Below are 22,937 nucleotides of genomic sequence, written 5' to 3'. Positions count from 1 at the left end.
GTTCGTGTCAGGCGCAGGCCTGGAGAAAGCGGCGCCCGAGGACGGGGTAGCTCAGGTTGGTCATCGCAAATGTGCGGCCACGCTCGCCCAGCGCCGTGCGCTCGGATGGCGACAGCATGAACAGGGCAAGCAGGCCGCGCGCCACGGCGGCCGGGTCCTGCGGCGGCACCGTGAGGCCGCAGCGTGCTTCGGCCACCGGGTCGTTGCCTGCCTCGACCGAGTGCAGGATGGTGCAGCCGGCCATCATGTAGTCAATCAGCTTGTTGGGCGCGATGCCGAATCGGTACAGGGGCTGGCGCTGCCAGCCGATGTAGGCCACGTCAAAGCGCGCCAGCAGGGCCGGCACATGCTGCTTTGCGACGGGGTCGAAGAAATGCACGTTGCGCAGGCGCATGCCGCCTGCCATGCGCTGCAGGCGCAGCTTTTCCGGGCCACCGCCCACCAGCACAAAGGCGATCCGCTCGTCCCCCACCAGGGCGGCCGCCTGCAGCAGCGTGTCGAGCGCATTGGCCACGCCGTGGGTACCGGCATAGCCGACAATGAACTTGCCCTGGCGCCGCAGGGCGTCGATCTTCTCGCCGGCCACGCCGGGCAGCGCCGGGGACGCGGCCAGCCATTCTTCCGGATCGGCGCCATTGGGCACAATGTGCAGCTTGTGCGGCGCCATGCCGTGCGCTTCCAGGTGCTCGCGCACCTTGGGCAGGATCGAGACAATGGCGTCGGCGCGGCGGCACGCGAAGTTTTCGGCCGCCTGCAGCAGCATGATGAAGGGGTGCCACTTCGAGTAACCGCCCAGCTCCATCGGCGAGAGCGGCCACAGGTCGTGCAGCTCGAACAGCAGGCGCGCGCCGGCCAGGCGCGCGATGCGGTGCGCCGGCCAGATATCGAGCGGGTAGGTGCTCGAAGCGATGACGGCGTCGGGCCGGAAGTCGCCGGCCAGTGCCTGCGCCTGCCGATACAGCCGGCTGACGAAGGAAAACATGTTGAGCACGCGCGCGGCGCCATTGCCGCGGTAGGCCGGCGTGGCGATCCACCGGTACTCCACCCCGTCGATCACTTCAGCCAGTTCACGCCGACCGGCCAGGTGCGGCGCCTGGGCCCGGATGTGCGACTGGGCCGAGGCGATGATGCGCACCCGGTGCCCCAGCCTGACCCATTCGCGCGCCAGGTAGAAAGGGCGGTATTCCATGCCGTGCCTGAGCGAGCCGGCGTAGTGGTTGATGAGGAGGATATTCACGGGCATCCTTTGGTGGGTTACCAGGCCAGGCCTTCAATCAGGCGCCGGACGTTGCAGCGCGTGTTTTCGCGCCAGTTGGTTTCCCACTGCACCGGATGGGTGAGCAGGCAGATGCTGCGATAGCGCCCGAACGCCGCCGCCGGCGGCATGGGGTGGTAGTAGAGCGGGTGCGGGCGGTCGCTGATGTACATGTCAAAGCGCGACAGGAGGGCGGCATCGTAAGCTTCGCAGGCAATGCCGCAACGCGCGCGGAAGGCCTGGTCGTCGAGGATCTCGTTGTTGATGACCTGCAGGCGGCGGTTGGCGAAGTCGCCGTGGCTGGCCACCGTGACGAGCTTGCGCCCCAGCGCGCGCTCGATGCGTTCGAGGTTCTGGCGGAACTGGGCGCGGATGATGGGAAAGCGGGTACGCACCACGTCCGCATCCTTGATGTGGTGGCGCTTGGCGAAGTCCGCCACTTCCTCGAAGTGGTAGCTCGCTTCGCTGCCGTAGGATTCAATCTCGCGCATGAAGCCGATGTCCAGCGTCGAGAGCCTGAAGTAGTAGCTGGCCTTGATGCCGTGCTTCGCTTCGATGGCGAACATCTTGGCCGCGGTGCGCAGGTCGCTGTCAATGTCGTGCCGGTGCACCAGCGTGCGCAGGCCTTCGCCCGCCGGTTCATTGACGAAGTCGCGCACCGACAGCTGGCGGTAGCCGGCGTCCCTGGCCTGCTCGATGAGCGCCTCGTAGATGCCCATGCGCGACGGCATGAGGTAGTCGCTGTAGAAGCGGTGGAGGATGGTTTTCATTGGAGGCTGTAGCGCGCGCGGTAGGGCTCAAAGCCGAGCATGGTCTTGAATTGCTGCAGACCGGGCAGGGCGCCGAAGAAGGTGTCGTACATGGCGTAGCGCACCTGGCCTTCGTCGATCAGCTGGCCGACGATGTCGCTCACCAGCAGGTGCATGATGCCGTCGTTGTTGCGGTAGCCCATCAGCTGGGAAAAGGCGCTGAAGTTGCCGAAGCGGCCCAGCGTGGCGTAGGCCGCCAGCTCGTTGGCAGCGCTGAACACGCCAAAGCAGCGGTAGTTCGCCAGCACCTCGAAGTGCAGCTGCTTTTCCTGGTAGTGCGCATCCATGGGGCGGCCCTGGCGCTGGTCGACCGAGGTATTGATGTCATGGATCGCATCGACGTAATTGTTGCGGTCAATTTCCATCAGGTGGTAGCCGCGCATGCGTGCCCGCCTGGCATGGTAGGCACCGGCGTTCTTGCCCTTGATGCGTTCGAGGTAGGCGGCGCGCGTGGTGCACTGCTGCAGGTCGATCAGGGCCGCGCCCCAGCTCTTGTGGCCGATGACGAAGTATTTGGGATGGCGCTTGGTGTAGTAGCGGTAGGTGGACAGGACATTGGCCGGTTCCAGGTGCCGTTCAAAGCGCAGGTGGGCGACCGGCATGGCGAGCAGCGTCTTGATCAGGGTGATGGATTGCGACAGGTTTGGCATGATCGTGTTCTAGATAAGCGAGTACTTGACCCGGAATGGTTGGAAACCGATGCGATGCTTGAAGCTTTTCAGTCCCGGCTGGGCGCCCAGGAAGGTGTCGTACATGAAGTAGTCCACCTGTCCGCGGTCGATCAGCGTGCAGATTATTTCCACCAGCAGCAGGTACATCGCGCCGTCCGGGGTTTTCAGGCCGATCAGGCGGTCGGTGGCGGCGAAGTTTCCATACATCCCCAGGCAGCAATACCCCGTCAACAGTCCCTCTGCATTGAAGACGCCGTACGACTGCATGGGCGGCCCTTCCTCGTATTCGGTCTGCAGCGTCAGGTAGGGCAGGTCCATCGGTCGTCCCTGGCGGTTCTCGGACGAGGTGTTGATCCGGAATATTTCGGCGACATGGTCATTGCGGTTGATGCGCCGTACCGTGTAACCGCGCTTACGTGCCTGCCTGGCGTGGTGTCCTGCGTAATCCTTTTTCTTCACTGTAGCCAGATACTCGCTCGAGTTTTTGAAATTGCTTAAGTCGATCAGCGCTATTCCCATCGTCTTGTTTTTCATCAGCGGGAAGCGCGCGTGCGGACGGTTGAACAGTTCGTACTGCGAGCGGATCTTCGTCGGCGCAATGGCCGTGTCAAAGCGCAGGCGCGCCCTGGGCAATGTGAGCAGGCTGCATGCCACCCGCGCCAGGCGGCGATATTCGCGCAGGCGATCAAAGACAGTCATAAAGGGCCAGCAGTTTTTTGGATTCAATGGACCAGTTGAATTGCTCGAGCACGGCACGCCGCCCGTTCTGGCCCATTTCACGGGCCTGGTCGGGATGCAGGACCAGGTAATCAATGGTGGCGGCAATGGCGGCCGGGTCGAGGGGATCGACGCACATGCCGCAGCGCGCCTGTTCGATAATGCCGCGCCAAAGCGGGATATCGGAAGCAATGACGGGAATGCCGGCAGCCATGTACTCGAACATTTTGACGGGCAGGGCGTCGAGGTAGTTGGGCTGGGGATGCAGCGTCACCAGGCCCGCCATCGATCCGGCCATCACGGCGCGTACGCCGGCGCGGTCCAGGTGGCCCAGGCTGCGCACGGCGCGCCAGGCGGGATCGGCCTCGATTTCCGCCGCCAGCGGCGCTTCCGAAAACTGTCCGGCCAGGGCCAGCGTGGCGCCCGAATGGAGCATGGCACTGGCGCGCACCAGCTCGCGTATGCCGCGCGGCGCCGACAGGCCGCCGACGTAGCAGACCTGGCGTTCCTTGGCGGCCCAGGGCGCTGCGGCGTCAAATTCGCCTGCGACGGGGTAATTGTTGACGTCGACCGAGCGCGGATTGATGCTGGCGAACTTGGCGCGGATGAAGGGCGTGGCCGCCACGATGGCATCGAACCGGCTGCAGGCAAAGCGCTCGTAGGCGGAAAACATGCGTGCCAGCAGGCACCGCGTGCCCTGGTTCAGGTAAGGCTTGCCGAGCAGCTGCACCGGCACGTCTTCGTGGGCATCGAAAATGACTTTCCTGCCCCGCCTTTTCAGCGCCAGCCCCGCCGGAATCAATTCCGGATCGTGCAGGTGATAGATGTCGGCATCGAGCGCCTGGGCCTGTGCCAAGACGCGGCGCGTGGTGTGCAGCATGCGCTGGAGCCGGCCGGGCGGGCGCCCCACATCCAGGATGCGGATACCGTGCTCGAAGGCCGGTCCCATGCCGTCAGCTACCACCAGCGCCACCTCATGCCCGCACTCTGCCAGCTTGCGGCACTGCTTGACGAAGATGCGCGTGTCGTGGCGCGGATGGGCCGATGTGAGGTGGACTATGCTTGCCATGTTTTCTTCCATACCGGTATTTCGAATAGGTGCCGAGCGTGGCGCCGATCAGCATGTCGGTGAAGTAATGCGACGTTAATAGGAGCAGCAGGGTGATACAGGCCAGGGTGAAGCCGAGAATGAAAACCGGGGACGGGCGGGGCAGGAAATAGCCTTTGACAAGCATTTGCAGCAAAGGCAGGATCACCAGTGCCAGGACGAAGAAGAAGCCGAAAACCCCCGTATCGACCCAGGCCGAGAGCACGTTGTGCGAATAAAATCCCGGGGTGTAGCTGGCGTAGTCGCCGAAGATCGGAAACTGGGCGATGGTGTTCTTCGCGTACAGGCTCAGCAGATGACGCTTGTTGGCTGAAGTGGACTGCGACAGGTCCAGCAGTTCAAGGATGCGGTTACTGGGCAGCAGCGACAGCAGGTATTCCAGGTTGAGATAAATGCCCAGGAAGATGGCAAGCAGCACCGAGGCCAGGACCATCTTGTGGCGGGCATAGTAGATTTCGATGATCGGGATCACAAACAGCATCGCCACGAATTCACTGCGCGCCGTATTGACAAACAAGGTGGGCGCGGCCGCGCAATACAGGACGATGCGCAGCAGCCTGCCGCGGCAATAGGCAATGGCAGCCATGAAGGTGAACAGGTAGGAGCGCGAAAAGCCCTGGTAGGTGGCCAGGCTTTCGGGATTTTTGGCCGTGCCCAGCGGCGCCAGGTAGAACGAGCCGTCCACCGAATAGGAAAAGACGATGGCCGACATGCCGGCCAGGGTGGCCAGCAGCAGGAAGCGCACATCGCCCCGGTTGAAATCAGTCAGGCGAAAGACCAGGAACATGTTGGCGATGAAGAGCGCGCCCAGCAAATGGTTGCCGACAATGACGGGGTTGGCGCCGGCACTGGCCTGGATGGCGACCACGGTCAGGAAATAGGCGATGTAGAGCCAGAAGAAGACGTCGGCGTGCCCCAGGTGCGACTGGTCGCGCCGGATCTTGTAGGCGTAAAAGAACAATAGGGGCGGCGCCACCAGCAGGGACACGGGGGCGAAGTAGCCGCCCAGTACCGCGCCGATCATGCCCAGGCCCAGCAGGGTGTGATAAAAGAAGAAGCCCGGGAACAGCGCCAGGAAAGCGGTCATGCCGACCGAGTGGCCGGAAAAGGTAAAACGCTGCATCCAGCGCTTCATGCTGGCGCCACCCGGTTTTGCGAGCAGTACCAGGACATGTACAGGTACACGACGTAGAGCACCGAGTAGCCGGTGGCATACCAGCCCACGCTCTGGTGCAAGCTGGCGGGGACGGCAAACACGCCAAGCGTCATGCCGAACAGCGCCACCTGCCATACCAGGTCCATTTTCTGCTTGCCGGCGACATAGAATACGTAGCTGAGCGGACTGGCGATGAAGTTGAGGAAGTACAGCGGCGCCAGGATCTGAGCCAGTTCGCCGGCCGGACGCCAGTTCTCGCCGAAGGCCCAGGCAAACAGCTGCGGCGAGAAAAAGAACAGCACCAGCGATGGCCCCAGTCCCAGCAGGACCAGGGCCTTGAAGGTGTAGCGGTAGGCGTCGCGGCAGTTGCCGTGCGCCTGGAAGTCCTTGACCGACTGGCGCTTGAATACTTCCAGCACCGATGACGCCAGCAGCGCAATGGGGGCCGACAGAACGCGCTGGGTGAGTGCGAACAGGCCAGCGGCCAGGGCGCCGTGACGCGCCCCTATCATGAACAGGGGCAGCTGTCCGACCAGCACATTGAGCAGGTTGGAGGGCAGCGAAAAGCGCCAGAAGGCGCTGCGCCGGTGCAGGTAGCGTCGCTCTTGTACGCCGGGCCACAGTCCCGGGCGCGGACGGGGTGGCTTCAGCAGCAAGGTGGCTGCCAGCAGGCCGATGAACAGTCCCGCCAGCTGGCCGGCCAGCAGCGACACGCCTCCGACCCCTGCCAACAGCAGGCCGACCTGGAAGGCGGCGATGCTGCCCGCGCCCCAGATCTTTGCCTTGGCTGCCTTGCCAAAGGCTCCCTGCGAGGTGGCGTAGGCAAGAGTGGTCTGCATGTAGGCAGTGAGCCAGGTGCCAAGGCCCAGTGTCAACAGCGCCGCCCACGAGAGGCTGGAAACCATCGGCAAGCCGGCCGCCCGCGCCAGGACGGCGGCCAGCGTCATGGCAATGGCCACCGCGCCGGCCGACCAGGCCACCACATTAAAGCAGGTACGCTGGTCGCCGCTGCCGTGATCGAGGATCATGGCCGCTTCCAGGCGCAGCGTGGCGCCAATCGCGGCCACCGCGACGATCCCCAGCCAGACACTGAAGGCGCCTACCTCTGCCGGCGTACACCAGCGGGTGATGAAGGGCGCGGCCAGCAGCGGCAGGGCCTGTGCTCCCAGTGCGCCGCCGAGCACCGTGGCGACATGCTTCCAGTAGGTGGACGCCTGCTTCATGCCTTACGCCAGTGCCTGGAAAGAGCGCGTTCCCGGGACCGTCGCGCCCACGGCGCGCAGCAGCGTTGCAGCCACCGTCTGCACGCTTTCCAGCGCCATGTAGGGACCCATGGGCAGGCTCAGGACCTGGCCCGCCATTTTCAGCGCCACCGGCGCGTCTTCGGGCGTGCACCATTGCTGGTAGGCCGGCTGCATGTGCATGGGCACCGGATAGTGGACGGCGGTGGGGATGCCTGCCTGGTGCAGGACCGCCTGCACCCGCTCGCGCTCTTCCAGCACCACCGTGTACTGGGCAAACACGCTGGTGCGGTCCCGGGCGCGCGCCACCAGTCCCACTTTTCCGGACAGCAGGGCATCGTAGGCAGCGCCGATGGCCGCGCGCTGTTCGAGCTCCCACTCGAAGCGTTCCAGCTTGGCCAGCACGATCGCGCACTGCAGGGTATCCATGCGCCCGCCCACGCCAATGCGGGTGTGGACGTAGCGGCGCGACTGGCCGTGCACGCGGATTTCGCGCATGGCGCCGGCCAGTTCGTCGTCGCTGGTAAAGATGGCGCCGCCGTCGCCGTAGCAGCCGAGCGGCTTGCTCGGGAAAAAACTGGTGCAGCCGATGCGCGACAGGTTGCAGCTTTTCCTGCCCTGGTAGGTTGCGCCGAAGCTCTGCGCCGCATCTTCGATCACGGTCAGGCCATGGCGGTAGGCGACGGCATTGATGGCATCCATGTCGGCGCACTGGCCGTACAGCGATACCGGCATGATGGCGCGCGTGCGTTCGGTGATCTTTTCTTCCAGGCGCGCCGGGTCGAGGTTGCAGGTGGCCGGGTCGATATCCGCAAATACGGGAGTGGCGCCGAGCAGCACAATGGCCTCGGCTGTCGCGATAAAGGAAAACGGGGTGGTAATGACTTCGTCGCCACGCCCGATGCCAAGGGCCATGAGCGAGATCACCAGCGCTTCGGTCCCGGATGACACGGTGATGCAATGGCGCGCGCCGGTGAAGGTGGCCAGTGTCTGTTCCAGCTGCGCCACTTCCGGCCCCATGATGTATTGCCCGTGATCGAGCACGGTCTGGATGCGGCTGTTGATGTCGGCGCGCAGTGCCTGGTATTGCGATTTGAGATCGATGAAGTCCATGATTGATGTCCAGTCGTGGTCAGGTAGGGGCGATCCTGCAAACGCCGTTGCGGATGGTGTAGGTGTCGCCGGTATGCGGACAGGAGGCGCGGCCGGTGGCGTCAACCGACAGCGGCAGCCGCTCGCCATGGCGGCTCATCCAGCCGATCTGGCGCGCCGGCACGCCGGCCATGAGCGCAAAGTCGGGAACGTCGCGGTTGACGACGGCACCGGCGGCAATGAAGGCGTACTTCCCGATCGTCACGCCGCACACGATGGTGGCGTTGGCGCCGATGGTCGCGCCGCGCCCGACGTGGGTGCGCCGGTACTGGTCCTTGCGCACCACGGCCGAGCGGGGGTTGTACACGTTGGTAAATACCATGCTGGGACCGCAGAACACATCGTCTTCGATGGTGACGGCGTCATACACCGAGACGTTATTCTGGATCTTGACGCGGTCGCCGACCCGGACATCGTTGCCGATGAAGACGTTCTGGCCCAGCGAGCAGGCGGCGCCGATGCGCGCGCCGCCGCAGACATGGGAAAAGTGCCACACGCGGGTGCCGTCGCCGAGCACGGCGCCGTCATCGACAATGGCGCTGGCGTGTATCAGGTCGCATGGCCGCTCCATGTCAGTACTCCAGCGGCAGCGCCACGCGCTTGCCATCGCGCGCTGACTTGTAGGCCGCCACCAGCACTTCGAGCGACTTGAGGCCTTCGCGCCCGTCGGTTTCCGGCTCGGCCTCGCCGCGCAGGACCTTGATCACATTGTCGTAATAGAGTGGATGGCCGAAACCGTACACCGAGGTCGTCTGGTAGCTGGCGTCGCCCACCAGCCGGTCGTCCTCGTGCGGCGTGGCGAATTCCCATTGCTGGACCTCGTTCACGGCCACGCCGCCAATGCGCACGGTCCCGGTTTCGCCGAGGATGGTGATGCTGCCCTCCATGTTGCGCGGGTAGGTCAGCATGGTCACGTTCATGGACCCCAGCGCGCCATTGCGCCATCGCAGGCTGATTACCCCGGTGTCTTCGACCTCGATGTCGCGCGCCAGCGTGGCGGTGTAGGCCTGCAGGCTTTCCACCGGCCCGATGATCCAGTCCAGCAGGTCGACATAGTGGCTGGCCTGGTTCATGAAGGCGCCGCCGTCAAACTCCCAGGTGCCGCGCCATTTGGCGCTGTGGTAGTACTCCGGCGGGCGGGTCCAGAACACATTCATGTTGACCATGTAGATGCGGCCGAAGCGCTTTTTTTCGACCGCGCTTTTCAGCAGCTGCAAGGTGGCGTTGCGACGATTCTGCTTTACCACGAACATGCGCACGCCGGCCGCATCGCAGGCGCTGACCATGCGCTTGCCGTCTTCCCAGCGCGTGGCCATGGGCTTTTCCGTGATCACGTGGCGTCCGGCGGCGGCGATCTGGATGGCCTGCTCCGGGTGCAGCCCGGACGGCGTGGCCAGGATAAATGCGTCGGCATTGCAGCGCGCGAGCATCTCTGACAGGGTGCGATAGGGACGGGCGCCGGTGCGCAGCGCTGCCGAGGCGAGGGCATCGGGATCGACGTCGCACACGCCGACCAGTTCACAGCGGCTTTCATGGGTGGCGATGGCGTTGAAGTGGTTGGCGGCGATGCGGCCGCAGCCTACCAGGGCGAAACGGATCTTGCGGTCGGTGACAGGCGGCGAAAAATGGCGCATGGTGAGTCCTTCTGGTCAGTTCAGGCTTTGACTACATTGGGAAGGTGATTGAGATAGACGCCGCGGGTATCGATGATCAGGGCGGCGTGGCGCGCAATGAGTTCGTAGTTGAAGGCGCTGTGGCTGGTGGCCAGCAGCACCGCGTCGTAGCTGGCCAGCGAGGCCGGGGTGAGATCGACGCTGGCCAGGTTGAAGCGGTGCTCGCGCATGGCCGGAAAGAGCGGCACATGCGGATCGGAATAGGCCACCTCGGCCCCCTTGGCGCGCAGGATCTCCATCATTTCGACCGAGGGCGACTCGCGCATGTCTTCCACATCCTTTTTGTAGGCAATGCCAAGGACCAGGATGCGCGCGCCCTTGACTGAGCGCGAGCGCTCGTTGAGCGCGTCGGTCAGCTTGCCGATCACCCAGTGCGGCATGTCGCTGTTGATTTCGCCCGCCAGCTCGATGAAGCGCGTGTGCAGGCCGTACTGGCGCGCCTTCCACGTCAGGTAGAAGGGATCGATTGGAATGCAGTGGCCGCCAAGGCCGGGACCGGGGTAGTAGGGCGTGAAGCCGAACGGCTTGGTGGCGGCGGCGCGAATCACTTCGTGGATGTCGATGTCCATCTTGTCGGCGATGATCTTCATCTCGTTGACCAGGCCGATGTTGACGGCGCGGTGGATGTTTTCGAGCAGCTTGGTCAGTTCCGCAGCGCGGGTGGAGCTGACCGGGACCACGCGGTCGATGGCGGGGCCGTACAGGGCCATGCCGGCCTGCTGGCAGGCGGCCGTGTCGCCGCCGCATACCTTGGGAATGGTGCGGGTGTGATAGTCCGGGTTGCCCGGGTCTTCGCGCTCCGGCGAAAACACCAGGAAGACATCGCGGCCCACGGTAAAGCCACGGCTTTCCAGGCGCGGTCGCAGTTCTTCGTCCGTCGTGCCTGGGTAGGTGGTGCTTTCCAGCGACACGATCTGGCCGGCACGCATGTGCGGCAGCAGTGCGTCGGCCGTGGCCAGCACGAACGACAGGTCCGGCTCGCGGTAGGCATTGAGCGGGGTAGGCACGCAGATGATGAGGGCGTCGGCCTCGTGCGCGCGGGAAAAGTCGCAGGTCGCCTCGAAACCGGCGGCGCGCGCCTGTTCCACGGATGCGTGGGAGATATGCTCGATATAGCTTTTACCCTGATTCAGGCGCGTGACCTTGAACTGGTGAATATCGATGCCGATTACCTTGAATCCCGCTTCGGCATAGCGCAGGCTTAATGGCAGGCCCACATAACCGAGTCCGATAATGGCCACCACGGCGCTGCGCGACTCAAACCGTTCAATCAGCTGTTCCAAATAAGCAGGTATATTCTGGTCGCGCATGGGATTATCTCCACAGTTTCTGAAAAATATTAAATTATTAAATTCGGAAGGGAATGATCTTATTGACGGCGGTGCTGCGCGAAATGGCGGCCGCTTTTTTTGGCGCCTCAATCGATGGCTGCGGCGTATATTCGGTGACGATGGCCTTGACCATCGATTCAATCATGGCGCGGTCATTGGTATCGCAAGCCATCATCAGGAAAGTGATATAGGTATCGAGAATGCCGGCATCGAGCGCGTGTTCTTTCATGCGCATGATGCGCGGATGATCGCTGGGATACACCAGCCCATCGGTCAGCAATTCCTCATTGAGCTTTTCGCCGGGAAATAAGCCAACGAATTTGATTTCAATGTCGCCGTCCGGGTTGGCCGCGGTTTTCTCGCGCAGGCCCGACATCACGATCATGGTGCGGGCCAGGTCCACGATCTTGATCGGCTCGCCCATGTCGAGCACGAAGACGTCGCCACCCTTGGCCATGGCGCCTGCCTGGATGACCAGCTGGGCCGCTTCGGAAATGAGCATGAAGTAGCGCGCCACGTCGGGGTGGGTGATGGTGAGGGGGCCGCCGTGGCCGATCTGGCGCTGGAACAGGGGAATGACGGAACCGGACGAGCCGAGGACGTTGCCGAAGCGCACCATGCAAAACGTGGTGGCCGGCGGCGCCTTGGAGGCGGCAGCCTGGAAGATCAGTTCCGCAATGCGTTTGCTGGCACCCATGAAATTGGTCGGGCGCACGGCCTTGTCGCTGGAAATGAGGACGCATGTTTCAACCGAGAACTTTGCGGCAGCCGCGGCCACGACCTGCGCGCCCAGGACATTGTTGCGCAGCCCTTCAACGATATTGGTTTCCACCAGCGGAACATGCTTGTAGGCAGCAGCGTGGTAGATCGTATCGATGTGCTCGTCCTGCAGGACGCGCTCGACAAGCGACACGCTGCACACCGAGCCCAGGTGCGCAATGATGGGCAGGTCGGGATAGCGCGACACCAGCTCTTGCCGGATGGTGTACAGGGCAAATTCCGAATGGTCGAGCAAGTGCAGCTGCGCTGGCAACAGGGTCACAATCTGCCGGCACAGCTCGCTGCCGATGGAACCGCCGGCGCCGGTCACCAGCACCGTCTTGCCCTGGACGCAGCGCGCGAACAGCTCGGCGCGCGGCGGCACTGGTGCCCGGCCCAGCAAGTCCTCGAACTTGAGTTCGCGGATGCTGGGCGTGGCCTGCTCGCCATCGGCCAGGTCCATCAGGCGGCTGAGGATCTTGGTGGTGACCCCGGCCGCGGCCAGGCGCTGCATGATGTCGCGCAGGCGCGGGGGCGACACCGAGGGAATGGCGATGACAATGGAGCGAATGCACAGGGCATTGACGGTTTCCACCAGCCGGTCGGTATTAAATACCCGCAAGCCGGCGATGGTGCGGTCGTGCATGACATGCTTGTCGTCAAAGAAGCAGACCGGGCGATATTCCTTGCTCGTCCGCATGGTCAAGGCCAGCTGGGCACCGGGCTCGCCTGCCCCGTAAATGGCCACGGCGTCTTCGGCCCGGGGGCGCTGCGTCATATGGTTGCGCAGAAAATTGCGCACGGTAATGCGCGAAGTGACGACGTAGGCAAAGGCGATGAACCAGTAAATGGCCAGGGCGCTGCGGGGAAAGCGGGCGTCATTGAGCGCGAGCAAGACAAAATACACGCACAGCACGGCCACGCCCAGCGACAGGCCGGTGACGGTCAGCAGGCGCTGATCAATGAAGCGGATGACGGCGCGGTACAGGTCCGACATCGAAAACGCCGCCACGGTCACCAGCGCGACAGTCACAAAGGTGGCGGGGCCGTACTGGGTCGCCAGGGCAGGGTCGCCGGCACGCAACAACAGGGCAACCATGAGGCACAAGGGCAAGGCAATCAGGTCGACGCCCACCATCAGGGCGATTTTTGCATGTCGGTGCATCGCCACCAGGTCGGTACAAAACTGCGTGACGGGAGTGAATGCTGGAGTAGGCGTCGGCATGGCGGAGACTATTGAGTAATAGGGGCGGTAATCTGGATGGTTTAATGCCGACATTTAAATTGGCATAGCGATGTCAATCTGGATGCAGCACTCATTTCCATGCCTGGACAGGTTTCTGTCTATTATTATCGTGTCATGAGAAGTGGCCGATTTGATAATGCGCAAGCGACGGAATAAGATGAAACTTTCCAGTGATTTACTTGTCGCCGTGATGACGGGAGCGCTATCGTTAAATACCCCATTTAAATGCGGTTATGAAACAGCTTGACCCGGATTAAACACGGGTCAGGCCAATGGAAAAATAAGCGGAGGAATTGTGCTATGACGGATTAATGGTAAGCAATTAGCCCACCGGTAGATGCACATCGCTATTAGGAACATTTGAATGGGAAATTACACAGGGATTTGATACGAGTGGACACTGCATGCAGTGGCACCCATACCATCGAAGCTGTGAACTGCGAAGGAAATGGCCATGGCGGTAGTCGTCACTCTCGAACAGCTGGGCAGGCTCGCACCGGATGCGGCGGCGGCCTACCGCGCCGCCTTTGCCACCGGCCAGTCGGTGCTGGCCCGCTACGGCGTCAACGCCAATTCCCTGCGCGTGGCCCATTTCATGGCCCAGGTCCTGCACGAGACTGGCGCGCTCACACTGCAGTACGAAAACCTGCGTTACAGCGCCGCCCGCCTGCCCAAAGTGTGGCCGCAGCGCTTCCAGCCCACCGGTCCCCTCGATCCCCGCCATTACGCCAACCAGCCTGAAAAGCTTGCAAACGAGGTCTACGGCGGGAGGATGGGCAATGACCGCCCTGGCGATGGTTACCTTTACCGTGGTCGCGGATTGTTGCAGCTGACTGGAAAGGACAGCTATGCGCGCGCGACCACTTTCTTACAGCGATGGGAGCGCAACGCGCCCGACCTGGTCGAGATGCCCGATGCGGTGGTGTCGGCCGCCTGGTGCCTGCACGTGGCGGCGGCGGAATGGGCTGCGCGGGGCTGCAACCAGGCGGCAGACCAGGATGATGTGGCCGAAGTCACGCGCCTGATCAACGGCGGCAGCATTGGCCTGCCGGAGCGGATTGTCTGGACCGGCCGCACGCGCCGGGTGTGGCGCTAGCTGACGTTTACCGGGGCCGCGGCTGGGGCAGGGCAGGCGGCACGACGATATTGTCGTTCAGGCGCAGCAGCTTGAAGCCGGCCAGGGTCTGCCCGTTCCTGCCTTCCCTGGCGTTGCGTTCCTCGCGCTCGGCGGTACGCTTGAAGAAATCGTCAAAGCTTTCTTCGCGCACCTTCGGTTCGGCAGAATTGAGGAAGTTGCGCCGCCCTTGCGCGTCGACCGCAATCAATCCCACGTGCGAGACATACAAGGCACCGTTGCGGGCCGAGACGACATTGACCATGTCGCCGTCATGCAGGTGGGGCAGCAGGGGCGCCAGCTGCTCCTTGCCGATAAAGGCGACGCGCTCTGTCTGCACCGGCATGCTGCGCACCGTATTGTGCCGGCTGCGCAAAAAGCGCGCGCGGTCCACTGTCACCTTGTACCAGCGCACCTGGTCGCCGGCCAGCTGCTCGGTGACGTCCGACACCAGCCAGCTGTTGTTGACGTTCCAGTCCACTTCCGTGTAATGATTGCGGCTGGCCACGCCAATTACGCCATCCTTGTAGCGAATCCGCTGCAGCATCCAGAAAAATTCTTCCCACGAGCCGCTCAATGCCATGGCGTAGGTGTGCTCCGCAAAGACCACGCAGTCGCTCTCCTTCAGGCTGAACAGGGGCAGGGTATCGTGCAGTTCGAACGGATATTCGCCAAGCAAATTCAGTACGTACGGTTGCCCGATATTCTGGCGCCCGATGCGCACGATACGCTGGCGCAGGTCGGGTTCATTCGCCTGCACATGGGCGAGGTAGCGGTGCACATCCCGTGGCTGCATCTCGAACAGCGGCTTTTTTGCCAGTTCGTCGACCGGCAGCGGATCGGAGGAGCAGGCAGCCAGGACAAGAAGCGGTAACAGCAGTGCGGCAAGTCGCATGGTACGCAATGAGCAAGGAAAAATCACATGGTAGCGGGTTCCCGCGAGGCCAACAACTGTCCTCTGACGCAGCAAAAATGCTCTTCGTTACGTAGGATTGATCTGTCACGACGGTTTTTCGGGGATGCGGCGCACGCAGGGAAGCCATACGGCTGTAGGCGCGCTTGCATTTTCGCGCGTACTGAGTCCGCGCAAGGAGGGCGGGCGAAGTGTGCGGCAACGTACGGTCGAGCCGGGGGCTGCCGCATAAGATGAAGCTGTGTGAATGAGGAGCCGCGTGGCACAGTCCAGCGGAGCAGCCCGTTCAGCAGGTTAGCCGGTCGCCTCGAGGATCGGCACCAATTACACAGTCCCAGCTTCTGTAAAGCTGGAACAACGAACTGGAACACGGAGGTTGTCATGGCTACCTGTAACCATCCACCCAAGCATGTCGTGCGTGAATATCTTGAGCGTCGCTCACGCGACCCGAAGCCGCCGCCATCGCCGGAAGAAATCCGGCGCCAGCTGGGATGGGGGCTGGCACCGTCCGAATTCAAAATGGCGGAGAGCCGTTCCTGAATTTCCAGTATGATGTGGATCAAATTTGACAATGGAGGACTACAATGACCAAGCGTATCGGTAACAAAGACGAAGCCCAGCACCGCGGTAAGGCAGAAAAAAAAGCGATCAAGCAAATGAACATTGCCCGCGAAGCCGTCAAGCAAGCTGCGGCCAAGGCCAAGTATCACAAGGAAGTGCGTAACCAGCCTTCCCGCGCTGCCCAGGCAGCCTGACGCGCTCCCAGCGCCGTCACCCAAGCCCGCACCGGCAACGCTGCGGGCTTTTTTGCGCCTGCGCACGCTGCCACTGGCGCCACTGGCCGAATGATTCGCCATTCACCGAGCTGCCTGCGCCATTCACCGAAATCCGGTTTTCATTGCCACGCCAGCCATGTATTGTCACTCCATTCTTTCAACAAGGAGGCAATATGACAGCAGAATCTTCTTACGAATGGCGGCGCCAGCTGATGTGGGGCCTGGTGCTCATCGCATTCGGTGTCGCCATTTTCCTGGACCTGATGGATGTGGTGGAAGTGCGCGGCCTCTGGCATTATTGGCCGCTGGTCCTGATCGTACTGGGCATTAACAAGATGATCGGCTACCCTACTGCGCGCCACTACAGCAGCGGCCTGTGGATGGTGTTCATGGGCGCCTGGCTGTTCGCTGTGCTCCAGAACATGTTCGGTCTGACATTCGGCAATAGCTGGCCGTTCGTGATTATCGCCAGTGGTGTCAGCATCATCCTGCGCCCGCTGATTGAAAAACGCTTTGCCGCCAATGAGGAGAGCCGCAATGAAAAGTGATACCCCGCGCAGTTTTTCAAGCCAGATGGTGATCGGCGCGATCGTCATCGCCCTGGGCATCGGCTTTTTGCTCGATAACCTCAATATCCTCAATTTCGGTGACGCCGTGAGCTTCTGGCCGGTGCTGTTCATCGTGGTGGGCAGCATGAAACTGGCCGACAGCGATGGCGGCAAGAGCAACTGGGGCGGCGCCATCCTGATCGGCATCGGCTGCCTGCTTATCCTGCGCAACCTGGGCTACCTGCACGTGAACCTGCGCGCCCTGTGGCCGCTGGTACTGATTTTCGTCGGCGGCGCCGTGGTGTACAAGTCGGTTCAGCGGCGCAAGGGCGTCTCGCTGGTCAAGGCGGCCGACGGCAGCGATTCGATCGTCGACGTCACCGCCATCCTTGGCGGCTTTGACCGCCGCATCACGACCCAGAATTTCCTGGGTGGCGAGATCACGGCAGTCATGGGCGGGTGCGAACTTGACCTGCGCGGTTCCTCGATCCAGGGCGAAGCTGTCATCAACGTCTTCGCTGCCATGGGTGGAATCTCGATGAAGGTCCCTCCTGACTGGACAGTGGTGCTGCATGGTACTCCCATCATGGGAGGTTTCGACGAGAAGACGGTCAATCCGCCCGATGCCAGCAAGCGACTGATCATCAAAGGCTACGCGATCATGGGTGGGGTCGAGGTTACCAACTGATGCAGGGGCTGTTTTCCACGCAGCGTGGCGCGGCGCTGTACCTGGTCGCCTGGACCATGATCGGGGTCCTGTTCACCGGGCTCACAATCAGCGCCACCGGTGCCGCCTGGGGCCCGGCCCTGGGTGTGGTGATGCCGGTGACGCTGGTGTATGGCTGCGCGGCCGGCTTTTCGTCCTACTACCTGTGCCGCGCCTATCCCCTGGCCAGCAAGAGTACCGGTGCGATCATGACGGTGTTCGGTTTTGCGGCGGCGATCGTGGGGGCGCTGTGGCTGCTGCTGTGCGTGGCGTGGAACAGTCTGTGGCCGCAGGCCGGCATCACCCCTGGCGGGGCCATGAATTATTCGGTGTTCGGACTGGGCGTCATCATTTACTGGCTGCTCGCGGTGGCCCACTACCTGGCGATCGAATTTGACAAGGCGCGCGCTGCCGAACGGCGCGAACTGCAGTCGCAGCTCACGGCGCAGGAAGCGCAATTGCGCATGCTGCGCACCCAGATAGACCCGCACTTCCTGTTCAACAGTCTCAATTCGATCAGTGCCCTGACCTCGATCAGCCCGGTGCGGGCGCGCGACATGACGCTGCAGCTGGCCGATTTTTTCCGGCACACCCTGGGCCTGGAGGCGCACCGCAAGGTCACGCTCGACGCCGAAGTGCGCCTGCTGACGCATTTTGTGGCCATTGAAAAGGTGCGCTTTGGCGCGCGCCTGACCTTTAGCAGCGACATCGATGACGATGCCGGCGCCTGCCTGCTGCCACCCATGATCCTGCAGCCGCTGGTGGAAAACGCCGTCAAGCACGGTATCGGCAGCCTGCCCGAGGGCGGCACCGTCAGGGTCAGGGCGCACCGGGCCGGCTCGATCCTGCACATTACGGTGGACAACGATGTGGACGCCGACATGGCCCGCCAGCCGGGCAAGGGAATTGGGCTGGTCAACGTGCGCGAGCGCCTGGCCACGCTGTATGGACACCAGGCCAGCGTGCATTGGGAACGCGGCGGCAACAACTTCAGGGTGGCGCTGGCGCTGCCCGCTGAAACAACGGAGCAGACATGCGAGTGATCATAGTGGACGATGAAGAGCTGGCCCGTGGCCTGGTACGCGAATTCGCAAGCCGCCATGCCGATGTCGACATCGTGGCCGAATGCGCCAACGGCTTCGAGGCGGTAAAGGCCATCACGGAGCTTGAGCCCGACCTGGTATTTTTGGACATCCAGATGCCCAGGCTAAATGGCTTCGAGGTGGTGGAACTGGCCGGCAGCAAGACACGCTACGTGTTCGTGACCGCATTCGACCAGTACGCATTGAAGGCCTTTGAGGTGCATGCCATCGACTACCTCCTCAAGCCGTTCAGCCAGCAGCGTTTTGATGAAGCGCTCAGCCACGCACGCAGCAGAATGGGCGCGGGCCAGGTCGAGGCTGGCCTGACGGCGGCCGTGGCCGATGCCGCGATCCGCAACAAGCCGCTGGGGCGGGTGCTCATTCGCGACGGCGCCCGCGTGCATGTCATCGCAGCCGACAAGATCGACTTCATCGAGGCGCAGGACGACTACGTGCAAATCCATGCCGAAGGCAAGGGCTATCTCAAGCACCAGCGCCTGTCGGAGCTGGAGAACCAGCTCGATGGCGACATGTTCGTGCGCATTCACCGCTCCTATCTGCTCAACATTGGCCGCATCAGCCGCATCGAGCAGGGCAAGGACAGCCACAGCGCGATTCTGCTCGATGGCTCGCGCCTGCCGGTCAGCCGCAGCGGCCTGCAGAAAGTCAGGAGCCTGATCGGCTGATGCCCGGCCGGTCCACCTTCCACCAGCGCGGCAGCAGGTCCTGCACGTCAGGCTGGGCGAAGCGATCGTCGATCAGGTAGACCACGCCGCGGTCTTGTTCGGTGCGGATCACGCGCCCGGCCGCCTGTACCACCTTCTGGATGCCGGGGTACAGATAGGTATAGTTGTAGCCGGCGCCGAAGATGGCCTGCATGCGCTGGCGGATCTGCTCATTGACAGGGTTCAGCTGCGGCAGGCCGAGCGTGGCCACGAAGGCCCCGATCAGGCGCGCGCCGGGCAGGTCGATGCCTTCGCCAAAGGAGCCGCCCAGCACCGCAAAGCCCACACCGCGGCTGTCGAGCGTGAAGCGGCCGAGGAACTGGTCACGTTCGGCTTCCACCATGCGCCGCGGCTGCCGGAACAGGGGCACCTCGGGGTACTGCTGCGCCAGTTGCGCCGCAACCTGCTCCATGTAATCGAAGCTGCTGAAAAATGCCAGGTAGTTGCCGGGCTGCTGCTGGTACTGGCGGGCGATCAGGCGCGCGATGGGCGCGGCCGAACTGGCACGGTGCTGGAAGCGCGTTGAGATCGTGTCCACCACGTGCACGGCCAGCTGCTCGGCGGCGAAGGGCGAGGCAATGTCCACCCACGGCGAATTGTCGGGCAGTCCCAGCATGTCGCCGTAGTAGTTCCAGGGACTGAGCGTGGCCGAGAACAGCGCCGTGGCGTGCGACATCGCAAAACGCGCCTTGAGGAAGGGGGCGGGCACGATGTTGCGGATGCAGAGCGTGGAATTCTTAGGGTCCGCAATGGTCGCGTCAAACAGCGAATGGTCGCCGAACTGCTCGGCCAGGCGCGCAAAGTGGAGGGCGTCAAAATAGAATCGCTGCAGCGCCGGCTCCATGGGGGCCGGATTGTCGGACACAAAATCGGTGATGGTGGAGCCGGCGCCCTGCAGGGCCGTGAGCAGCTTGTCGGGGATGGCGGCAATCACTTCGTAGCTTGCATGCGTGTGTACCGGCCAGGCGCGGGCCACCCGGTCCAGCGCCGTCCTGACCGGGCCCGATGCCACCGCACGCGCCGCGCGCAGGGCCACCCGGTCAAGTTCGGCGGAATACATCTGGCGTGCGCGCGCGACCATGTTGTGGGCCTCGTCCACCAGCACGCTCACTTTCCACTGGTTGGCCAGTGTCATGGAGTACAGCATGGCGCCCAGGTCAAAGTAGTAGTTGTAGTCGCCCACCAGCAGGTCGCTCCACTTGGCCATTTCGCTGCCCAGGTAATAGGGACAGACCGCGTGCGCCAGCGCCACCTCGCGCATGGCATCGCGGTCCAGTACCGCTACGGCGGCGGCGGCGCTGCGCGCGGCCGGCAGGCGGTCGTAAAAGCCCTGGGCCAGCGGGCAGGAGTCGCCATGGCATGCCTTGTCCGGATGCTCGCACGCCTTGTCGCGCGCCACCAGTTCCTGCACGCGCAGCGGCAGCAGCGGCGCGCTGCCGGTGATGGTGGCAGCAGCATCGATGACCAGGCGCCGGCCCGGCGTCTTTGCAGCGAGGAAGAACACCTTGTCGATCTGCTGCGCTGGCGCGGCCTTGAGCACCGGGAACAGGGTGCCGATGGTTTTGCCAATGCCGGTAGGGGCTTGCGCCATCACGCAGCGGCCGCTGGCGTTGGCCTTGAAGATGGTCTCGGCCAGGTCGCGCTGCCCCGGACGAAAATCGGGATGGGGGAAGCGCAGGGCGCCCAGCGCCGTGTCGCGCGCGGTGCGGTGGGCCGCCTCCTGCGCGGCCCAGGCGGCAAAGCGTTCGCACTGGTCGGCAAAGATGGCTGCCAGCGCCTCGGCGCTCTGCGTTTCGCGCAGCACGGTTTCCGTTTCACGCCCGATGTCGAAGTACACCAGCGCCAGGTTCACCTGTGCCAGCCCCAGTTGCCGGCACAGCAGGTGGCCGTACACGCGCACCTGCGCCCAGTGCAGGTGGCGGTGATTGTCGGGCATGCGCGCCAGCTCGCCGCGGTAGGTCTTGACTTCTTCGATCAGGTTGTGCCCGGGGTCGTAGCCGTCGGCGCGGCCGCGCACCAGCAGTTCCAGGCCATTGCTGCCCAGGTGGGTGCCGGACAGGCTCACTTCCGTCTGATACGTGGCCCCGCGCCGGCCCGCCACCACCGCGTGGCCGGCAATGCCTTCCTGGGCGGTGGGCGAGGGCGTGAAACGCAGATCCAGGTCACCCTGTTTGGCGGTGAATTCGCACAGGGCGCGCACGGCGACAGCGTAGGTCAAGCGTGTGCCTCCGACCACTGCAGGTAGCACACGGAAATCGGCATCTGGTGCGCCGCGCAGTACTCGATCCAGCGCAGCTGGTTGTCCTGCAGGCGGTCACCGGGGCCTTTTACTTCGATCATGTTGTAGCGCTGTTCGGTGGGCCAGAACTGGATCAGGTCGGGAAAGCCCGTGCGGTTGGCCTTGATGTCGAGCAGGATGCGCTCGCACCACTTTTTGAGATGCAGGGCCGGGATGCAGTCCAGTGCCAGGTCCAGCAGCTCTTCCGACAGCGCCTCCCACACCACGAACGGCGACTGGATGCCGCACTTGGCGTGGAAGTTGGCGCGGATGGTGGTGCGCCAGTCCTCGCCATCGAGCTGGTCGAGGCATTGGCGAAACAGCGCTTCGCGCCGGTGAAAGAAGTCGGCACTGAGAAGGTCGGCCGGCCCGCGATGGAAGGGGTGGAAAAAGGCGCCGGGGATGGCGCTGAAAATGGCGCGCCAGCACAGCAGGCCAAACAGCGCGTTGATGAGCGTATTCTCGACATAAAACACGGGCGCATCGTCGCGCTGGAGGTGGTCGCGCACCACCCCTTCCACCCACCACGATTCCTGCGGCATGGGCAGGCTCAGGTCAAGGCGGGTGATGGCCGGATTGCGGCGCCGGGGCGTTTTGTCGTGCCCCAGCTTGCGCCGCAGGCGCGGCCCGATGCGGGCCAGCTGCTGGCGTTCGGCGTCGCTCTCGGGAGCTTCCTGCGCCCGGGTCAGCAGCTCAAAAGCGCGCCCGTACTGCCCATCTTTTTCCAGCACCCGGATGGCGCGCCCCCGTGCGCCGGGGAAGCGGCAGGACAGGTACAGGGTGATGGCATTGGCCCAGTCCTTCTGCTTTTCCACGTGCTGGGCGATCTGGAAGACGAGCCGCTCGCGCCGGCTGTTGATCCAGTCATTGTCGAACACTGCCGCCGGCAGCGTTTGCAGCACCTCGTCCAGCGCTTCACCGAGCTCGAATCGTTCCTTGCAGGTGTGCAGGGCGAGGTAGTCGTCGACGTCGCGGCGGCTGCGAAAGCCGCGCGAGCCGCTCGAAAACTCCACCTGCTCGTACTTGAACACGCCCAGGTCGGACAGCACGAATTCCGTCCAGTCCTGGCGCAGGTTGCCGAAAAAGATCAGGCGCAGGCGGTCGCACAGGGGCTTGACGAGGATGCTGAAAGCCACGTCGCCTGATTCGCGGTACCAGTCGGAAAAGGTGCGCGGGTCGCCAAATTGCGCCCGCAACGCTTCCAGCTGGTCCGCCTTGCGCGCCCCTTTTTCGTGCAGCGACAGGCGGAACACGGCGGCCAGTTCTGGCTTGAGCAGCAGGTCGAACAGTTCGTCGAGTGTAATGACCGGGTCGCTCGTCACCCAGCCGGTGGGCAGCAGGGCGCGCGCCGCCTCGACGGGGCAGCCGATTTCCGCATAATTGAGCTTGCTGGCCCGAAATAGGGTGCCCTTGCGCATGACCATGCGGACGAACAGGGCGCGCGAAGGCTGCGGCAAGCCGGCAAAGGTGCCGATAAATGCGCGCTCCTCATCGCTGAGCAGGTCGTCATACCGTTCGCCGATCCATTCCAGTACCCGGTGGAAGTTGTCCAGGTAATAGAACTCATTTTCAAGAACTTTGCGCATCTGTACTGCCGGACTTCGTCATGACTGTGAATATATACAGTATAACTTCTGACCCGGGCAAAACCCAGAAGATTCCCCGCTTTCGGCTGCC

General features: G+C 63.3%; 22 protein-coding genes. 7 read left to right on the top strand and 15 right to left on the bottom strand.

What is annotated here, in order from left to right; genetic code table 11:
* Nucleotides 1-7 precede the first annotated feature (7 nt).
* Genes KY495_RS23170 through KY495_RS23115 form a run of 12 tightly spaced genes read right to left on the bottom strand, consistent with a single transcriptional unit; the run spans nt 8 to nt 13,097 of the window.
* The gene (locus KY495_RS23170) at nt 8-1,243 is read right to left on the bottom strand and encodes a glycosyltransferase family 4 protein (RefSeq protein WP_307728224.1); all 1,236 of its coding nucleotides are present in this window, start codon (nt 1,241-1,243) and stop codon (nt 8-10) included.
* 11 nt (nt 1,244-1,254) lie between these two features.
* On the bottom strand, nt 1,255-2,025 hold the full coding sequence (locus KY495_RS23165; protein ID WP_219881613.1) for a hypothetical protein: 771 nt from the start codon (nt 2,023-2,025) through the stop codon (nt 1,255-1,257).
* A complete protein-coding gene (locus KY495_RS23160) occupies nt 2,022-2,714 on the bottom strand; it encodes a hypothetical protein (RefSeq protein ID WP_219881612.1) in 693 nt (230 codons plus the stop codon). Before KY495_RS23160 ends, KY495_RS23165 begins: the two co-directional genes overlap by 4 nt.
* A gap of 9 nt (nt 2,715-2,723) precedes the next feature.
* Nucleotides 2,724-3,434, bottom strand: a complete 711-nt coding sequence (locus KY495_RS23155) for a hypothetical protein (protein ID WP_219881611.1) — start codon at nt 3,432-3,434, stop codon at nt 2,724-2,726.
* Nucleotides 3,421-4,521, bottom strand: coding sequence for a glycosyltransferase family 4 protein (locus tag KY495_RS23150; protein ID WP_219881610.1), 1,101 nt, complete (start codon nt 4,519-4,521; stop codon nt 3,421-3,423). The genes KY495_RS23155 and KY495_RS23150 overlap by 14 nt, the downstream gene beginning before the upstream one ends.
* Nucleotides 4,427-5,695 carry a hypothetical protein gene (locus KY495_RS23145; protein WP_229518431.1) on the bottom strand — a complete coding sequence of 423 codons (1,269 nt, stop codon included), beginning with the start codon at nt 5,693-5,695 and terminating at the stop codon, nt 4,427-4,429. Before KY495_RS23145 ends, KY495_RS23150 begins: the two co-directional genes overlap by 95 nt.
* On the bottom strand, nt 5,692-6,939 hold the full coding sequence (locus KY495_RS23140; RefSeq protein WP_219881609.1) for a lipopolysaccharide biosynthesis protein: 1,248 nt from the start codon (nt 6,937-6,939) through the stop codon (nt 5,692-5,694). Before KY495_RS23140 ends, KY495_RS23145 begins: the two co-directional genes overlap by 4 nt.
* A 3-nt stretch (nt 6,940-6,942) precedes the next feature.
* Complete coding sequence (locus tag KY495_RS23135; protein WP_219881608.1) at nt 6,943-8,070, bottom strand: DegT/DnrJ/EryC1/StrS aminotransferase family protein; 1,128 nt, start codon at nt 8,068-8,070, stop codon at nt 6,943-6,945.
* A 19-nt stretch (nt 8,071-8,089) separates the two neighbouring features.
* Nucleotides 8,090-8,680: an acyltransferase gene (locus KY495_RS23130; protein ID WP_219881607.1), complete on the bottom strand. Its 591-nt coding sequence runs from the start codon at nt 8,678-8,680 to the stop codon at nt 8,090-8,092.
* Nucleotide 8,681: 1 nt separating this feature from the next.
* Nucleotides 8,682-9,743 (bottom strand): Gfo/Idh/MocA family protein, encoded by a 1,062-nt coding sequence (locus KY495_RS23125; RefSeq protein ID WP_219881606.1) that lies wholly within the window; start codon nt 9,741-9,743, stop codon nt 8,682-8,684.
* Nucleotides 9,744-9,763: 20 nt separating this feature from the next.
* Nucleotides 9,764-11,092: a nucleotide sugar dehydrogenase gene (locus tag KY495_RS23120; protein WP_219881605.1), complete on the bottom strand. Its 1,329-nt coding sequence runs from the start codon at nt 11,090-11,092 to the stop codon at nt 9,764-9,766.
* A 37-nt stretch (nt 11,093-11,129) separates the two neighbouring features.
* Complete coding sequence (locus KY495_RS23115) at nt 11,130-13,097, bottom strand: nucleoside-diphosphate sugar epimerase/dehydratase (RefSeq protein WP_229518430.1); 1,968 nt, start codon at nt 13,095-13,097, stop codon at nt 11,130-11,132.
* 475 nt (nt 13,098-13,572) lie between these two features.
* On the opposite strand from KY495_RS23115, the gene KY495_RS23110 reads away from it, so the two are divergent.
* Nucleotides 13,573-14,214 (top strand): lytic enzyme, encoded by a 642-nt coding sequence (locus tag KY495_RS23110; RefSeq protein WP_219881604.1) that lies wholly within the window; start codon nt 13,573-13,575, stop codon nt 14,212-14,214.
* Between the two features lie 7 nt (nt 14,215-14,221).
* On the opposite strand, the gene KY495_RS23105 is transcribed toward KY495_RS23110, so the two are convergent.
* Nucleotides 14,222-15,127, bottom strand: a complete 906-nt coding sequence (locus KY495_RS23105) for an N-acetylmuramoyl-L-alanine amidase-like domain-containing protein (protein WP_219881603.1) — start codon at nt 15,125-15,127, stop codon at nt 14,222-14,224.
* Between the two features lie 399 nt (nt 15,128-15,526).
* On the opposite strand from KY495_RS23105, the gene KY495_RS23100 reads away from it, so the two are divergent.
* The 6 genes from KY495_RS23100 to KY495_RS23075 all read left to right on the top strand — a co-directional run bounded on the left by KY495_RS23100 (nt 15,527) and on the right by KY495_RS23075 (nt 18,943).
* A complete protein-coding gene (locus tag KY495_RS23100; RefSeq protein WP_219881602.1) occupies nt 15,527-15,685 on the top strand; it encodes a hypothetical protein in 159 nt (52 codons plus the stop codon).
* Between the two features lie 44 nt (nt 15,686-15,729).
* Nucleotides 15,730-15,900, top strand: a complete 171-nt coding sequence (locus KY495_RS23095) for a hypothetical protein (protein ID WP_219881601.1) — start codon at nt 15,730-15,732, stop codon at nt 15,898-15,900.
* A gap of 194 nt (nt 15,901-16,094) precedes the next feature.
* The gene (locus tag KY495_RS23090) at nt 16,095-16,469 is read left to right on the top strand and encodes a LiaI-LiaF-like domain-containing protein (protein ID WP_219881600.1); all 375 of its coding nucleotides are present in this window, start codon (nt 16,095-16,097) and stop codon (nt 16,467-16,469) included.
* Nucleotides 16,459-17,157 carry a LiaI-LiaF-like domain-containing protein gene (locus KY495_RS23085; RefSeq protein ID WP_219881599.1) on the top strand — a complete coding sequence of 233 codons (699 nt, stop codon included), beginning with the start codon at nt 16,459-16,461 and terminating at the stop codon, nt 17,155-17,157. Before KY495_RS23090 ends, KY495_RS23085 begins: the two co-directional genes overlap by 11 nt.
* The gene (locus KY495_RS23080; RefSeq protein WP_219881598.1) at nt 17,157-18,218 is read left to right on the top strand and encodes a sensor histidine kinase; all 1,062 of its coding nucleotides are present in this window, start codon (nt 17,157-17,159) and stop codon (nt 18,216-18,218) included. The genes KY495_RS23085 and KY495_RS23080 overlap by 1 nt, the downstream gene beginning before the upstream one ends.
* Entirely contained in the window at nt 18,209-18,943 is a 735-nt protein-coding gene (locus tag KY495_RS23075; RefSeq protein ID WP_219881597.1) for a LytTR family DNA-binding domain-containing protein, read from the top strand. Before KY495_RS23080 ends, KY495_RS23075 begins: the two co-directional genes overlap by 10 nt.
* Here KY495_RS23075 and KY495_RS23070 read toward each other — a convergent pair.
* Nucleotides 18,924-21,200: an ATP-dependent DNA helicase gene (locus KY495_RS23070; RefSeq protein ID WP_219881596.1), complete on the bottom strand. Its 2,277-nt coding sequence runs from the start codon at nt 21,198-21,200 to the stop codon at nt 18,924-18,926. The two genes, KY495_RS23075 and KY495_RS23070, sit on opposite strands and share 20 nt — an antisense overlap.
* Nucleotides 21,197-22,846 (bottom strand): VRR-NUC domain-containing protein, encoded by a 1,650-nt coding sequence (locus KY495_RS23065; protein ID WP_219881595.1) that lies wholly within the window; start codon nt 22,844-22,846, stop codon nt 21,197-21,199. The genes KY495_RS23070 and KY495_RS23065 overlap by 4 nt, the downstream gene beginning before the upstream one ends.
* Nucleotides 22,847-22,937 lie beyond the last annotated feature (91 nt).

Source organism: Massilia sp. PAMC28688 (genome assembly GCF_019443445.1).
In the GTDB taxonomy this organism is placed as follows: Bacteria; Pseudomonadota; Gammaproteobacteria; order Burkholderiales; family Burkholderiaceae_D; genus Telluria_A.
This window is presented reverse-complemented; position numbering and strand designations above follow the sequence as displayed.